12 protein-coding genes are annotated in these 13522 nt (G+C 52.4%); 6 read left to right on the top strand and 6 right to left on the bottom strand.

Going from position 1 to position 13522, the window contains the following annotated elements:
* Positions 1 to 236: 236 nt before the first annotated feature.
* From tsgA to IMQ48_RS04305, 6 genes are all read left to right on the top strand, one after another.
* Positions 237 to 1418 carry an MFS transporter TsgA gene (gene tsgA, locus IMQ48_RS04330; protein ID WP_196208046.1) on the top strand — a complete coding sequence of 394 codons (1182 nt, stop codon included), beginning with the start codon at positions 237 to 239 and terminating at the stop codon, positions 1416 to 1418.
* A 273-nt stretch (positions 1419 to 1691) separates the two neighbouring features.
* A complete protein-coding gene (gene nirB, locus IMQ48_RS04325; RefSeq protein ID WP_196208045.1) occupies positions 1692 to 4235 on the top strand; it encodes an NADPH-nitrite reductase large subunit in 2544 nt (847 codons plus the stop codon).
* Entirely contained in the window at positions 4232 to 4558 is a 327-nt protein-coding gene (gene nirD, locus IMQ48_RS04320) for a nitrite reductase small subunit NirD (RefSeq protein ID WP_115257314.1), read from the top strand. Before nirB ends, nirD begins: the two co-directional genes overlap by 4 nt.
* A gap of 173 nt (positions 4559 to 4731) precedes the next feature.
* Positions 4732 to 5541 carry a nitrite transporter NirC gene (gene nirC, locus IMQ48_RS04315; RefSeq protein WP_196208044.1) on the top strand — a complete coding sequence of 270 codons (810 nt, stop codon included), beginning with the start codon at positions 4732 to 4734 and terminating at the stop codon, positions 5539 to 5541.
* Between the two features lie 11 nt (positions 5542 to 5552).
* A complete protein-coding gene (gene cysG, locus IMQ48_RS04310) occupies positions 5553 to 6926 on the top strand; it encodes a siroheme synthase CysG (RefSeq protein ID WP_196208043.1) in 1374 nt (457 codons plus the stop codon).
* 272 nt (positions 6927 to 7198) lie between these two features.
* On the top strand, positions 7199 to 7369 hold the full coding sequence (locus IMQ48_RS04305) for a YhfL family protein (RefSeq protein WP_187253783.1): 171 nt from the start codon (positions 7199 to 7201) through the stop codon (positions 7367 to 7369).
* A gap of 62 nt (positions 7370 to 7431) precedes the next feature.
* On the opposite strand, the gene IMQ48_RS04300 is transcribed toward IMQ48_RS04305, so the two are convergent.
* Genes IMQ48_RS04300 through IMQ48_RS04275 form a run of 6 tightly spaced genes read right to left on the bottom strand, consistent with a single transcriptional unit; the run spans position 7432 to position 13489 of the window.
* Positions 7432 to 8532: an aminotransferase class I/II-fold pyridoxal phosphate-dependent enzyme gene (locus IMQ48_RS04300; protein ID WP_196208042.1), complete on the bottom strand. Its 1101-nt coding sequence runs from the start codon at positions 8530 to 8532 to the stop codon at positions 7432 to 7434.
* Positions 8533 to 8544: 12 nt separating this feature from the next.
* Positions 8545 to 9849, bottom strand: coding sequence for a YhfT family protein (locus IMQ48_RS04295; protein WP_196208041.1), 1305 nt, complete (start codon positions 9847 to 9849; stop codon positions 8545 to 8547).
* A gap of 11 nt (positions 9850 to 9860) precedes the next feature.
* Positions 9861 to 10214 (bottom strand): DUF2620 domain-containing protein, encoded by a 354-nt coding sequence (locus IMQ48_RS04290; protein WP_181218618.1) that lies wholly within the window; start codon positions 10212 to 10214, stop codon positions 9861 to 9863.
* Positions 10215 to 10224: 10 nt separating this feature from the next.
* A complete protein-coding gene (locus tag IMQ48_RS04285; RefSeq protein ID WP_196208040.1) occupies positions 10225 to 11103 on the bottom strand; it encodes a phosphotriesterase-related protein in 879 nt (292 codons plus the stop codon).
* Positions 11100 to 12326, bottom strand: coding sequence for a phosphopentomutase (locus IMQ48_RS04280; protein ID WP_196208039.1), 1227 nt, complete (start codon positions 12324 to 12326; stop codon positions 11100 to 11102). The genes IMQ48_RS04285 and IMQ48_RS04280 overlap by 4 nt, the downstream gene beginning before the upstream one ends.
* Positions 12326 to 13489, bottom strand: coding sequence for a YhfX family PLP-dependent enzyme (locus tag IMQ48_RS04275; protein ID WP_196208038.1), 1164 nt, complete (start codon positions 13487 to 13489; stop codon positions 12326 to 12328). Before IMQ48_RS04275 ends, IMQ48_RS04280 begins: the two co-directional genes overlap by 1 nt.
* Between the last annotated feature and the right edge of the window lie 33 nt (positions 13490 to 13522).

The raw sequence follows: 13522 nt of genomic DNA, 5'->3' as shown, positions 1-13522 counted from the left end.
TCAACGAACTATACGACTGCATTATGCATCTTAGTGATGAAGATCACATTAAAAAATGTAACATTCACGGCGTGCATCAATAAACATTTAAATGCATCACTAAAGCGCCTAGAATCCGCCCGTTCATCGCGCTGTCAATGCGCTTTACTTCCATATACACAAAAGTCTCCATGATGTCTCACAGCAAAAGCCGGAAGGCAGCGTGGAGAGTAATGTGTATCTTATACAGGCCAGTCATGACTAACAGCAATCGTATCAAGCTCACATGGATTAGCTTTCTCTCCTACGCCCTGACAGGCGCGTTGGTAATTGTCACCGGGATGGTGATGGGAAACATCGCAGACTATTTCCATTTGCCCGTTTCCAGTATGAGTAACACCTTCACCTTCCTGAATGCCGGTATTCTGATCTCTATTTTTCTGAATGCCTGGCTGATGGAAATTGTCCCGTTGAAAACGCAGTTGCGCTTTGGCTTTATCCTGATGCTGCTGGCCGTCGCCGGACTGATGCTCACTCATAGCCTGGCGCTGTTCTCTGCCGCCATGTTTGTGCTGGGGGTCGTCAGCGGGATCACCATGTCAATTGGTACTTTCCTTGTCACCCAGATGTATGAAGGCCGCCAGCGTGGGTCTCGCTTGCTGTTTACCGACTCCTTCTTCAGCATGGCAGGCATGATTTTCCCAATGGTTGCAGCGTATCTGCTGGCTCGCAGCATTGAATGGTATTGGGTCTACGCCTGTATCGGCCTGGTGTACGTCGCCATTTTCCTGCTGACCTTTGGCTGCGAGTTCCCGGCGTTGGGTAAACATGCGCAGCAGCCGGAAACGCCAGTAGCAAAAGAGAAGTGGGGTATTGGCGTACTGTTTTTGTCCATCGCCGCACTGTGCTACATCCTCGGTCAGCTAGGTTTTATCTCCTGGGTGCCGGAATACGCTAAAAGCCTCGGCATGAGCCTGAACGATGCCGGTAAGCTGGTCAGCGATTTCTGGATGTCTTATATGGTGGGCATGTGGGCGTTTAGCTTTATCCTGCGCTTCTTTGATTTGCAGCGCATCCTGACCGTGCTGGCAGGCCTGGCAACCGTGTTGATGTATCTGTTCATCACCGGCACGCCAGAACACATGCCGTGGTTCATTCTGACGCTGGGCTTCTTCTCCAGTGCAATTTATACCACCATTATCACCCTCGGCTCCCAGCAGACCAAAGTAGCTTCACCGAAGCTGGTTAACTTCGTCCTGACCTGCGGCACCATTGGGACCATGTTAACCTTCGTGGTGACCGGTCCGATCGTTGCCCACAGCGGTCCTCTGGCCGCATTACAAACCGCGAATGGTCTGTATGCCGTGGTATTCGTGATGTGCTTTATCCTTGGGTTTGTCACGCGTCATCGCCAGCATAACGCACCGGCTGCACAGTAAACCTAAATGCCGGATGGCGACGTCGCCTTATCCGGCATTTTATCACTCCCTTTTCTTACCCTTAGGATCCCGGCCAACACACGCTAAAACCCCTTAATTTGTACGCTAATCATACAAACATGAAAAGCCTGTCAATTCCGTGACTTATAAAAACGCTGACAAATCAGTTATATACCTCTTAAGGAGTATATAAGGGCGAAATTGATTTGTATCAATAAGCGGGGTTGCTGAATCGTTAAGGTAGGCAGTAATAGAAAAGAAATCGAGGCAAAAATGAGCAAAGTCAGACTCGCTATTATCGGTAATGGTATGGTCGGCCATCGCTTTATTGAGGATCTTCTTGATAAATCCGATGCGGACAAGTTTGATATTACCGTCTTCTGTGAAGAACCCCGCAAAGCATACGACCGCGTACACCTGTCTTCTTACTTCTCTCATCACACCGCTGAAGAGCTGTCTCTGGTGCGTGAAGGCTTCTACGAGAAGCATGGCGTTAAAGTATTAGTCGGCGAACGCGCGATTACCATCAACCGTCAGGAGAAGGTGATCCACTCCAGCGCAGGCCGTACGGTCTATTACGATAAGCTGATCATGGCAACCGGTTCCTACCCGTGGATCCCGCCGATTAAAGGTTCGGAAACGCAGGATTGTTTCGTTTACCGTACCATTGAAGACCTCAACGCCATTGAGTCTTGCGCTCGTCGCAGTAAACGCGGCGCCGTTGTCGGTGGTGGCCTGTTGGGTCTGGAAGCCGCAGGTGCCCTGAAAAGCTTAGGCGTTGAAACCCACGTGATTGAATTCGCCCCGATGCTGATGGCTGAACAGCTGGATCAGATGGGTGGCGAGCAGTTACGTCGCAAAATTGAAAGCATGGGCGTGCGTGTGCACACCAGCAAAAATACCAAAGAGATCGTCCAGCAAGGCACTGAAGCGCGTAAAACTATGCGCTTTGCCGACGGCAGCGAACTGGAAGTCGACTTCATCGTCTTCTCCACCGGTATTCGCCCACGTGACAAACTGGCAACCCAGTGCGGCCTTGATGTGGCTCAGCGCGGCGGTATCGTGATTAACGACGCCTGCCAGACTTCTGATCCGGATATCTACGCCATCGGCGAATGCGCCAGCTGGAATGACCGCGTTTATGGCCTGGTCGCGCCGGGGTACAAAATGGCGCAGGTCGCCGTTGACCATATTCTCGGTAGCAAAAATGCTTTCGAAGGCGCAGACCTGAGCGCCAAGCTGAAGCTGCTGGGCGTAGATGTCGGCGGTATCGGCGACGCACATGCGCGTACACCGGGTGCCCGTAGCTACGTTTACCTCGACGAAAGCAAAGAAGTCTACAAACGCCTGATCGTCAGCGAAGATAACAAAACGCTGCTGGGTGCGGTTCTGGTGGGTGACACCAGCGATTACGGCAACCTGCTGCAGCTGGTGCTGAACGCCATCGAACTGCCGGAAAACCCGGATTCACTGATCCTGCCAGCACACTCAGGCAGCGGTAAGCCGTCCATCGGCGTGGATAAACTGCCGGACAGCGCGCAGATTTGTTCCTGCTTCGACGTCACCAAAGGCATGCTGGTTGCCGCCATTAACAAAGGCTGCCACACCGTTGCGGCGCTGAAAGCCGAAACCAAAGCCGGTACCGGCTGCGGCGGTTGTATTCCGCTGGTAACCCAGGTGCTGAACGCCGAGCTGGCGAAACAGGGCATCGAAGTCAACAACAACCTGTGCGATCACTTCCCGTACTCGCGTCAGGAACTGTTCCATCTCATCCGCGTGGAAGGTATTAAAACCTTCGAAGAGCTGCTGGCGAAACACGGTAAAGGTTACGGCTGTGAAGTGTGTAAACCGACCGTCGGTTCCCTGCTGGCCTCCTGCTGGAATGAGTACATCCTCAAGCCGCAGCACACGCCGCTGCAGGATACCAACGACAACTTCCTGGCCAACATCCAGAAAGACGGTACTTACTCCATTATCCCACGCTCTGCCGGTGGCGAAATTACCCCGGAAGGTCTGGTAGCCGTAGGCCGTATCGCCCGTGAATTCAATCTGTACACCAAGATCACCGGTTCTCAGCGTATTGGTCTGTTCGGCGCTCAGAAAGATGACCTGCCGGAAATCTGGCGCCAGCTGATTGAAGCGGGCTTCGAAACCGGTCATGCGTATGCCAAAGCGCTGCGTATGGCGAAAACCTGCGTGGGTAGCACCTGGTGCCGTTATGGTGTCGGCGATAGCGTAGGCTTCGGCGTTGAGCTGGAAAACCGCTACAAGGGCATTCGTACACCGCACAAAATGAAGTTCGGCGTCTCTGGCTGTACCCGTGAGTGCGCAGAAGCCCAGGGTAAAGACGTGGGTATCATCGCCACTGAAAAAGGCTGGAACCTGTACGTCTGTGGTAACGGCGGGATGAAACCACGCCATGCGGACCTGCTGGCAGCGGATCTCGACCGTGAAACGCTGATGAAATACCTTGACCGCTTCATGATGTTCTACATCCGTACTGCGGACAAACTGACCCGTACCGCACCATGGTTAGATAACCTGGAAGGCGGCATCGAGTACCTGAAATCGGTCATCATCGACGACAAGCTTGGCCTGAACGAACATCTGGAAGAAGAGATGGCGCGTCTGCGTGAAGCCGTCGTATGTGAGTGGACGGAAACCGTCAACACGCCGTCCGCACAGGTTCGCTTCAAGCACTTTATCAACAGCGATAAACGCGATCCGAATGTCCAGGTTGTACCTGAACGTGAACAACATCGCCCGGCCACGCCGTATGAGCGTATCCCGGTCACTCTGGTGGAGGAAAACGCATGAGCCAGTGGAAAAACATCTGCAAAATCGATGACATTCTGCCTGCAACAGGCGTCTGCGCCCTGTTAGGTAAAGAGCAAGTAGCGATTTTCCGTCCTTATCACAGCGACCAGGTGTTTGCGATCAGCAACATCGACCCGTTCTTCCAGTCCAGCGTACTTTCACGCGGAATTATTGCTGAGCACCAGGGCGAGCTATGGGTTGCCAGCCCGCTGAAAAAACAGCGTTTCCGCCTCAGCGACGGTCTGTGCATGGAAGACGAAAGTCATTCCGTGGCGCACTACGAAGCCCGGGTGAAAGACGGCATGGTGCAGTTGCGCGGTTAGTAAATTATTGGGAGGCGCAATGCCTCCCTTTTTAGACGTATTGGTAGGCCTTTTTGGTAGGCCTGATAAGCGTAGCGCCATCAGGCACATTGCCGGATGGCGGCATAACTGCCTTATCCGGCCTACGGTTACGATTTTATTTTACTTTTTGTTCTTCAAGGATAATCAAACACATGTTTACAGACACTATCAATAAGTGTGCGGCTAACGCTGCGCGCATTGCACGCCTGTCGGCCAACAATCCGCTCGGATTCTGGGTCAGCTCCGCCATGGCGGGTGCTTATGTCGGTCTCGGCATCATTCTTATTTTCACGCTTGGCAATCTGCTTGACCCATCCGTGCGTCCGCTGGTGATGGGTGCAACCTTTGGTATTGCATTGACGTTAGTGATTATTGCCGGTTCAGAACTGTTCACCGGACACACTATGTTCCTGACTCTTGGCGTGAAGGCCGGCACCATCAGCCACGGTCAGATGTGGGCCATTCTGCCGCAAACCTGGCTGGGTAACCTGGTCGGCTCCGTATTTGTCGCCCTGCTGTACAGCTGGGGCGGCGGTAGTCTGCTGCCTGTCGATACCAGCATCGTACATAGCGTTGCCCTGGCGAAAACTACAGCCCCTGCCAGCGTACTATTTTTTAAAGGTGCGTTGTGTAACTGGTTGGTTTGTCTGGCAATCTGGATGGAAATCCGTACAGAAGGTGCGGCGAAGTTCCTCGCCATCTGGTGGTGCCTGCTGGCGTTTATCGCTTCCGGCTATGAACACTCCGTTGCCAACATGACGCTATTTGCGCTCTCCTGGTTCGGTCATCACAGCGATGCCTATACCTTGTCCGGAATTGGCCATAACCTGCTGTGGGTGACACTCGGTAATACTTTGTCCGGTGTCGTATTCATGGGGTTGGGTTATTGGTATGCTACGCCAAAATCGGAGCGTCCCGTTCCGGCAAAAATCAACCAAACTGAGGCTGCTGCCAATAATTAAGGGGTAATGTCGTGGATCATTTGCCTATATTTTGTCAACTACGTGACCGCGACTGCTTGATCGTCGGCGGTGGTGATGTCGCAGAACGCAAAGCGCGGTTACTGCTGGAAGCAGGCGCCCGTTTAACGGTTAATGCGCTGGCGTTTATTCCACAGTTCACCGTATGGGCAAATGAAGGCATGCTGACGCTGGTTGAGGGGCCGTTTGACGAAGCCCTGCTCGACTCCTGCTGGCTGGCGATCGCCGCCACCGATGACGATGCCGTCAACCTTCGCGTCAGCAACGCCGCTGAATCACGCCGCATCTTCTGTAACGTGGTCGACGCACCAAAAGCGGCCAGTTTCATCATGCCCTCGATTATTGACCGTTCGCCGCTGATGGTGGCGGTCTCCTCTGGCGGTACCTCGCCTGTTCTGGCGCGTCTGCTGCGTGAACGACTCGAATCCGTGTTGCCACAGCATCTGGGCCAGGTCGCGCAATATGCAGGCCAGCTACGTTCCCGGGTGAAAAAGCAGTTCGCCAGTATGGGTGAACGTCGCCGCTTCTGGGAAAAGCTGTTTGTTAACGACAGGCTGGCGCAATCTCTGGCGAACAACGATCGGCAAGCAGTAGAAGAAACCACCGAGCAGATGCTCAGCGAACCGCTGGACCATCGTGGCGAAGTAGTGCTGGTTGGTGCCGGGCCAGGCGATGCCGGACTGCTGACGCTGAAAGGGCTACAACAGATCCAACAGGCCGATGTCGTGGTGTATGACCGCCTGGTTTCTGACGAAATTATGAATCTTGTACGTCGCGATGCTGATCGTATCTTTGTAGGCAAACGCGCGGGTTATCACTGCGTTCCGCAGGAAGAAATCAACCAGATCCTGCTGAACGAAGCGCAACAGGGCAAGCGCGTGGTGCGCCTGAAAGGCGGCGATCCGTTCATCTTTGGTCGCGGTGGTGAAGAGCTGGAAACCCTGTGCCATGCTGGGATCCCGTTCTCAGTGGTTCCAGGTATTACCGCTGCTTCCGGTTGTTCCGCCTATTCCGGTATTCCACTCACGCATCGCGATTACGCCCAGAGCGTACGTCTGGTCACCGGACACCTGAAAACCGGTGGCGAGCTGGACTGGGAAAACCTGGCAGCAGAAAAACAAACGCTGGTGTTCTATATGGGCCTGAATCAGGCGGCAACTATCCAGGAAAAATTGATCGAGTTTGGGATGCCCGCTGATATGCCGGTTGCGTTGGTCGAAAACGGAACCTCCGTGAAACAGCGCGTCGTCAACGGCATCCTGCCGCAGCTCGGTGAACTGGCGCAACAGGTTGAAAGCCCGGCATTGATCATTGTGGGTCGCGTGGTTGGGCTGCGCGATAAGCTGAACTGGTTCTCGAATCATTAACAGAGCTCCGATAATGCCCTGAGATTCAGGGCATTTATTTATAATGTAAAAAATAAAAAATTGATGCGTTCAATATATCTCTTTCAATAATCCGCCTGTTAATTATTATAATAAAGCCAAGTTTACAGATATTTAATTCATTAAATATATAATTCATATAAACATTGTTATGTCTTTATTCGGACTACTTAAAGTTTATTTTAGTTGATATCTTAATCGCCGAGAAATGGATTTCATCCATTTAAAAGTAGATATCTAACAAGGATTTTAACATGTTTAAATTCGCAAAAATCACCATTGTTGCTGGGGTTCTGGCTACACTGACCGCATGTACTGGTCATATCGAGAACAAAAAAAATAACTGCAGCTACGATTATCTCCTCCATCCGGCGATTTCAATTTCTAAAATTATTGGTGGCTGTGGCCCTGCTGCAGATCAGTAATAAAAGCGATTGCGCAGATACAAAAAAACCGGGAATTTCCCGGTTTTATCACATTTAATAAATTACACTGACTCGCACGTAACCGCACTGACGCTCTCACGTAAAATACGTAGCACAGTGTCCTCTCCGCTACGATTGGGATTAATACGAATCGCATAATCGCCCAGTAATGGATTCGCTTCACGGAACGTTCCGGAGAGGCGATAAAAAAGCGGAGGGATCTCATACTTCGACTCTGCCCCGACCGGATACGGCAGCGCACCTCGTTTTTGTGCCTCTATCAATACTCTTGAGGCAATCGGCCGATGAAACTCAACGATCAGCACTTTCGACTGCGCGTTGGCAATCACCGCTTTTTTCACCTCCGCTATCACTCCGCTATTGAGCATAATCAGCAGATGTTCGGAAACTTCCGCCTGAACAGCATGCATCACCGGAGCAAACACCAAACCGCGAACAACCTCCAGTGCCTGAGCCCCCTGAATCTGGCTACCGCCTGAATACTGCGTCGCACGAATTTTGGCAATAGCATCGGCTTTACCAATTACTGCCCCCACCCCTTCCGGACCGAAGAGTTTAAAACAAGAGAAGGTGGACAGCGTCGCCCCGTATTCGCAGCCGATCCTGTCGACTTTCATTACTGCGTAATTGTCATCGGTTAACGTCGGCACGCCACATTTTGTAATTTCCGCCAACACCTCGGCTAAAACGTAACGATCCTGGGGCTGCTGACGCGTATGCTGCACCAACGCGGCATCAGGACAGTGCTCAGTAATAGCCTGCTTAATCGCCGCAAGATCGTTGAAATCCGTCCTGACCAGCACGATCCCCATCTGCTCAATAAGCACCTGAGTGGTGGGATAAACGGGCGCATCGTGAACTAACAGCCGCTGACCGGGTTTAAGCAATGCCGCCAGACCAGCGCGAATAGCCCCGGTGCCCGCGCCCTGAACCAGAACGGCAGCTTCAGCATGAAACGCATCAGCCAACACTTTTTCCACACGCTGCGTTACCCGAGGCTGATTCAGTCCCGGACTTAGGCCAACATCGCCACCGGCTAAAAAATCAGCACCTGGGAAATGACGGCAGAGGGTATCTACCAGCGCAAATTGCTTTTGCTGCGCTTCTGCAAGCGTCAGGCTCTGCAGGGGAAACGTCATCATTTACGTGCCTCCTCAGGCCGGGACAAACAGCCCGCACCAGTAGAGAATATTCAACAGGATACCGGTAATCATCACCGCAACAACCGGTGCTGCCATTTTCTGTACCGGCCGTCCAATCGACTCGTTGAGGAAATAAATGGCAACCGCAATAGAGAATCCGGTGTAACCCGCCATTTTTATTGCTGCAAAAATAGAACCGATCAACAGTGCCATTTCCATCAGTATATTCATGGCATTACGAATGTTATCCGATGCGTTGCGTACTGACGGATAGCGGCCCAGCCATTTGCCAATTGAGCGCAGCAGCAGCACTTCCGCTGAAATCACGATAGCGCCGAGGATCGCCGCAATCCACGGGTTCGGTGCCAGATAGCCGACTGAATAGACGAAAGTGAAACCTGCTACCGCATAAACCCCCGTCGCCAGCGCGGTTGTCGCAATCATCGGCACAAAGCCCAACCCACGCATAAATTCAGCCAGTGCAGCCTGGTTTATCAGGGTCTGCGATTGTTCTGGCGTAATCCCTGCCGAGTAAGCTTTTTCCAGCGTAAAGATCGAAACCTCACTGCCCGCGAAAATTTTCATACTGGCGACGGCAGCAATCAGCGCGCCGACAATGGCGATATACGGTAGATTTTTAATGATCCTTGAGGTTCGCTCCTCAAATACCGATAACCCACTGGCATCCATCCCTTCATCACTGCGATGGCGTATATCATGGAAAATGGCAATCGCCAGCAGCATGACCATACCAATGAAAATCTCAATTGATTCCGGGTTAAGGTGTGGGAAGAAACGCACGACAGCGACTCGGGTCAGCAATACCACAACGGCCGCTATCAGACTGTGTTTCCAGCCAAACTGGTAGAAAATCGCCACCAGAGGAAAGAGCGCAAATGCGGCCACCACCGGAGAACTCAGCTCCCCGAGGCTACCCAGCACATCTACGGGTAATGCTGTCAGTAACTGATTCACCGGTAGCAGACAGGTCAGAATCAGTACACCCCAGATAGCTCCCAGACCAAACGCCAGCAGGCTATTGACTGCCAGCACGCCAAGAATGTCCGTTGGCAGAAACAGCAGCCACGCATTAAGCAGCCCGGTTTTCAACGTGAACGAAATCCCGACAGAAGCAACAAATCCGATGCTCAGACCAAACGCGATACTCCCCGCCTCACGGCGGTTCATATTCCCTTCAATGAGCTGCGGGAGAATTGGACGGATTCCATCATGAAAAACGGCAGCCGACCGATGCGCCAAAAGCGATGTCATACCGGTCAGACAGGCCACCAGGATAATCTGAATGTACAGATCCATAATCGTGCCTTTTATTTCAGATGGTTAACAAGCAGCGGAATCGCATGTTCAACATGTTCGACGGAAAGACCGAAAGCCACTTTCCCTTCCGCGACCATTTTTGCGATATGCTCATCTTTCGCTTTAATACCCGGCTTGGCGATAGTGCAGCTTTTGTTGTAACCAATCACCGCAATAGCAATCGATAGCGCCGCACCAGCCCCGGTATTACAGGCGCCAATGTAGTAGTCCAGTTGCCCGGATTTCACCTTCATCGCTGCTTCCATATCGTTGTGAATTGATACTTCAAAGCAGCCTGGAGCTACAGTTTCGATGGTCTTTTTAATCTGCTCACGCTGTAAGCCAGCAACGCCAATCTTTTTCATGGTTCTATCCTTATTGGAAAAATTGTGAAGGGTTATCACGTAACATCGTGTCCACATCGGCTTGGTCGAATCCTGACTGGCGCAGTTGTGGAATAAAAGTCGTTAACAGGTAGTCATAGCCATTGCCGCCATTGGCTTTTAAATGTGAGCGCCGGGTAATATCCATTGAGAGCATCACGTGGTTAAGCAGCTTGCGATCGCGTAGCGCGTGCAGCATGCCAATGCGTTTCTCGTCCGGGTAATAGCTGTTTTTACCAATGGTGTCGAACTGCACATACGCGCCGAGATCGATCATGCGTAGAATATTGTCGAGGTTATCTTTCAAATCGCAGTGACCAACGGTCACGCGGGAAAGGTCAACGCCGTGCATCTTCAGCAAATCCAACTGTTCCAGGCCCATTGTACTGAAAGAGGTATGGGTCGATATGGGGCGTCCGGTTTCGTTATGCGCCCGCGCCGCGGCGATAAAAACCTTCTCTTCAAGTGGCGTAATCACCCCTTCGCTGGAGCCGATTTCCGCGATAATTCCGGCCTTCAATTCAGTACCATCAATACCGATAACAATCTCATCAACCATCTCCTGCGCGAGCTGTTCCACGCTGCGGGCCGCTACATGTTCAGGGAAAAACGCATCCTGGTAATAACCGGTGCAGGCCACTACATTCATCCCCGTTTCACGCATCATATCGAGCATAAATTGCGGGTTACGCCCCATGTACCGATTGGTCATCTCAATAATGTTGCGTACCCCTAACGCCCGCAGATCTTTCATCTCCTGGCAGATGAGCGCGTACTGATCTAACCGACAGTCGATGTTGTTCTTAAAACCAGAGAGATCGATATGCAGATGTTCATGGACGTAGGTGTAGCCTGTCGTATCAATGCTCATAAAACATCTCCTGTGAGCCGTAACGCAGAAAGAAAAGAGGTACCGTTTTGTGGTGGTGGTGCGGCGAAAAACTCACATACCGTCGCACCGACATCCGATAGCGAGGCACGTACACCAAGCTGGCCTGGCATCTGTCCCTGCTGATAAACCAACACCGGTACAACTTCACGGGTATGGTGGCTATGGCCGATGGTCGGATCATTACCGTGATCGGCCATGACGACCAGACAGTCCCCTTGAGTCATTGCGGCCAGAAGGCGCGAAAGATTAAGATCGACAAGCTGCAATCGTTCGGCATAACGAGCCACATCTTCAGCATGTCCAGCGAGATCGGTTTCCTGGATGTTAGTGCAGATAAATGCCGTCGATTCGGCCTGAAATTCATTCAGGGTGATATCCATAATCTGCTGGCTGTCCACCAGGTTTTGCCAGCTACGCCCATGAGGATTGCTGACGATATCGGCCACTTTACCAACCAGGATCGTTTGCACTCCTATCTCATGCAGCTTTTGCGGAACCTGCACCTGGTCATCAACCCCGTAGCCCATATGTCTGACCTGAAAGCCGCTTTCGTAGGCGCCGGAGCGTGGGGCGTTAATACCGATAAAACGTCCCTCTTTGGTCTCGGCGGCATCCAGAATACGCTGGCTGTTAGTAAGCAGTCCGCCAAACGCGATCACGCGCCCAACCTGTACTTGCTCACGTACCACTCGGCCGACTTTCAACACCTCATCAAACGGGATAACAGACAGGTTAGCGGTCACGTTATAGACCTGACCTAAATCTGCTTCGAGGTTATCCCCCACGGCCACAGCCCCGTTGATCCACAGAAATGCCAGTTCACCACCACGCCGCTCCACCTGCCAGCCCTCGCTTTTCAGCGCCTGCTCAACCCGGTCGATAACATCGCTAAACGGCATGCGCAACGGGGACTGCGGCTGAGTGCCTAAAATCTCCTGATGCCCCATAAAGGTATCGCCCCCTTCATGCTGCAGTTCCGCCACACCCCAGACAGCCGACAATGAAGGTTTCATCACACCCGGCGCATAGCCCAGCGCGTTAATCAACCCCAGCTTTTCCAACGTCGGCAACTGTAACTGCGGGAGTTCGCCCAGGATATGACCACAGGTATTCGCCCCAGCATCCTGCGGCCTGACCCGCGTCACGTCCTTCATTGCGCCGACCCCAAAGCTATCAATGACCAACACCACGAATCGCGCCATTAACCCTCCAGTACATTTCCGAGACTGTCGTACCGGGCAACGATCTCAGCTGCACCACGCTGAATACCGGACACCAGCACAACATCACTACGGGTCACAAAGATTTGGGTACGGAAGCAGAACACCACCGCACTGCTCACCGGGAACTCTCCAGCCAGAGGCAGGTAATAATCGATACTACTGTCATCTACAGGTTGCAGCGTTGCTTCAACGGGTATGCTATTGCCAGGCGCAAAAACCAGTGCATTGCGCGCATGGCCACGGCGGTAATAGCCGCCACCATAGCAATAACTGTCTCCGCAAAAAGTATGGGAAATCTCGCTCAGCCAGAGCATTGCAATACGTTCAGGCTGGTCGCCCTTCTGATTAGACGGGACGGTTCCCGTCAGCGCATGTCCAGGCTCTGCGTGAGTCACGCCATATTTCGCCAGTAGCGGAAGCGATGTACAGCTGCTGGCAGAGGGGGCATTGAGTTGTTCAACGTCAACGCCTGCCGCGGCTAACTGACGTCGGGCTGCCACCAGGGTGTGCAGATTTGGCGTCGGTACCGTTTCTGCGGATTTCTCATCCCACAGCAGGCAGGGAAAATGAGTTAATCCACTAAGATGCAGGCCCGGTAAACAACGTATTTCATTCACGACATCGTTCAGATAGGCCAGTGGAAATCCACTTTCTTGCCCCGGATAGAGATAATCCTCTTTATCATAGACTTTGAGCATGACAGCCTGTTCACAACCAGCTTTCACTGCCGCAGCGGAAACCTCACGCGCTTTTTCCAGTGAAAAAAGAGTTATGACATCAGTTCCCTGAGCCACTGCGTCACTGACCTGTCGCGAAGGGATCTGTACCAGGTGCCCCTGATGCGCGACCGGTAGCCCGGCGCGGCGCATCACGCGGCCCTCTTTGTAATCCACAACCACAATGCCTTCATAACCAAGCTGCAATAGCTTGTCTGCCAGCCACGGATTACGCCCAATCTGCTTAGTCATCAAATAGAGTGAGATACCGTGTTGCTGCGCCACGTCTAAGAGGCGTTTGCCATTCTCGATCACCTGGTCAACATCAATAACCCAGCTATCTGGCGCAATCTTTCCTTCCTGCCACAGGCCAATAGCGGCAGTAATGAGTGCAGGGTTCTGGCGTTTCAATGCCTGTATAAACATCTGTATGCCTCGTTTCTAATCCCTCAGTTAAAT

This window comes from Citrobacter sp. Res13-Sevr-PEB04-36 (assembly GCF_015672735.1).
Taxonomy (GTDB): Bacteria; Pseudomonadota; Gammaproteobacteria; order Enterobacterales; family Enterobacteriaceae; genus Citrobacter.
This window is presented reverse-complemented; position numbering and strand designations above follow the sequence as displayed.

Bases quoted from the DNA above. Each gene is read 5' to 3' on its own strand.
- nirC (WP_196208044.1), top strand. From the start codon at position 4,732: ATGTTTACAGACACTATCAATAAGTGTGCGGCTAACGCTGCGCGCATT.
- nirB (WP_196208045.1), top strand. From the start codon at position 1,692: ATGAGCAAAGTCAGACTCGCTATTATCGGTAATGGTATGGTCGGCCAT.
- IMQ48_RS04305 (WP_187253783.1), top strand. From the start codon at position 7,199: ATGTTTAAATTCGCAAAAATCACCATTGTTGCTGGGGTTCTGGCTACA.
- IMQ48_RS04280 (WP_196208039.1), bottom strand. From the start codon at position 12,326: ATGGCGCGATTCGTGGTGTTGGTCATTGATAGCTTTGGGGTCGGCGCA.
- IMQ48_RS04285 (WP_196208040.1), bottom strand. From the start codon at position 11,103: ATGAGCATTGATACGACAGGCTACACCTACGTCCATGAACATCTGCAT.
- IMQ48_RS04295 (WP_196208041.1), bottom strand. From the start codon at position 9,849: ATGGATCTGTACATTCAGATTATCCTGGTGGCCTGTCTGACCGGTATG.
- IMQ48_RS04275 (WP_196208038.1), bottom strand. From the start codon at position 13,489: ATGTTTATACAGGCATTGAAACGCCAGAACCCTGCACTCATTACTGCC.
- IMQ48_RS04290 (WP_181218618.1), bottom strand. From the start codon at position 10,214: ATGAAAAAGATTGGCGTTGCTGGCTTACAGCGTGAGCAGATTAAAAAG.
- IMQ48_RS04300 (WP_196208042.1), bottom strand. From the start codon at position 8,532: ATGATGACGTTTCCCCTGCAGAGCCTGACGCTTGCAGAAGCGCAGCAA.
- nirD (WP_115257314.1), top strand. From the start codon at position 4,232: ATGAGCCAGTGGAAAAACATCTGCAAAATCGATGACATTCTGCCTGCA.
- tsgA (WP_196208046.1), top strand. From the start codon at position 237: ATGACTAACAGCAATCGTATCAAGCTCACATGGATTAGCTTTCTCTCC.